1 protein-coding gene is annotated in these 1030 nt (G+C 45.0%); it reads left to right on the top strand.

Annotation, left to right across the window (positions count from 1 at the left end):
• Positions 1 to 60: 60 nt before the first annotated feature.
• The coding region (locus AB5935_RS28115) for a RagB/SusD family nutrient uptake outer membrane protein (RefSeq protein ID WP_368328118.1) at positions 61 to 1030 on the top strand (970 nt) is incomplete at its 3' end.

Genomic DNA, 1030 nt, shown 5'->3' with positions numbered 1-1030 from the left:
ACGGATTTATACTTTCGGACTTAACCTTAGTTTCTAACCTGACAAATAATGAGAATATTTATGAAAAGTCAATTATTAGTAATAGCAACTACCGCCCTGCTGTTTACAGCATGCAGTGACAGTTTTCTGGATAGAGCACCGGAAGGAAACTATGTAGACGCTACATTTTATACTTCTGACGAAGCGTTAGAAGCAGCCACCGCTCCGCTTTACAATCGGGCATGGTTTGATTACAATCAACGTTCCATCGTTCCTATCGGTAGCGGGCGTGCCAATGATATGTACAGTCCCTGGAATTATCCGCAGTTTGTTACTTTCCAAGTGACAGCTTTGGATGAAAATCTGTCGGGTGCATGGAGTGGATTCTACTCGGTAGTAACGATGGCGAACTCTGTAATCAATGCGGTAGAGATGCAGACACAGGGGAGTGTGAGCGAAGCTGCCAAGACAAAGGCAATTGCAGAAGCCCGGTTGATGCGTGCATGTGCATACTTCTATATGTTGCGCATTTGGGGCCCGGTGATTCTCATTGAAGATAACCAGAAGTTGGTTGACAATCCCGTTCGTCCGCTCAATCGTGAAGAAGATGTATTTCAGTTTATTATTAATGATTTGAATTACGCCGTCGATAATTTGTCGGAGCAGAGTGATAAAGGACGGGCTACATCGTGGGCGGCAAAAGGGATATTGGCAAAGGTTTATCTGGCACGTTCGGGCTGGAACAATGGTGGTACGCGTGATGAAGGTGATTTAGAACTTGCCCGTCAATATGCCAGTGATGTGTGTGAGAATAGTGGGTTGGACTTGATGACAAACTACGAAGATCTCTTCAAGTATAAGAACAATAACAATCAGGAATCCCTGCTCGCTATGCAGTGGGTGCCGTTGGGGGAGTGGTATGAATGTAATACCCTCTTGTCTGATTTGGCATTCTCGACCGAGGTGACGGGTGGTGTCAATTGTTGGAGTAGCTATAATGGAAGTATTGATATGCTTCAGCAATATGAGGTGGCAGATACGTTTCGGAGGA

The organism is Phocaeicola sp. RTP21198st1_B8_RTP21198_201120 (assembly GCF_040929485.1).
GTDB classification, from domain to species: domain Bacteria; phylum Bacteroidota; class Bacteroidia; order Bacteroidales; family Bacteroidaceae; genus Phocaeicola; species Phocaeicola dorei.
The sequence above is the reverse complement of the archived record's forward strand: the minus strand, read 5'-3'. Positions and strand labels throughout refer to the sequence as shown.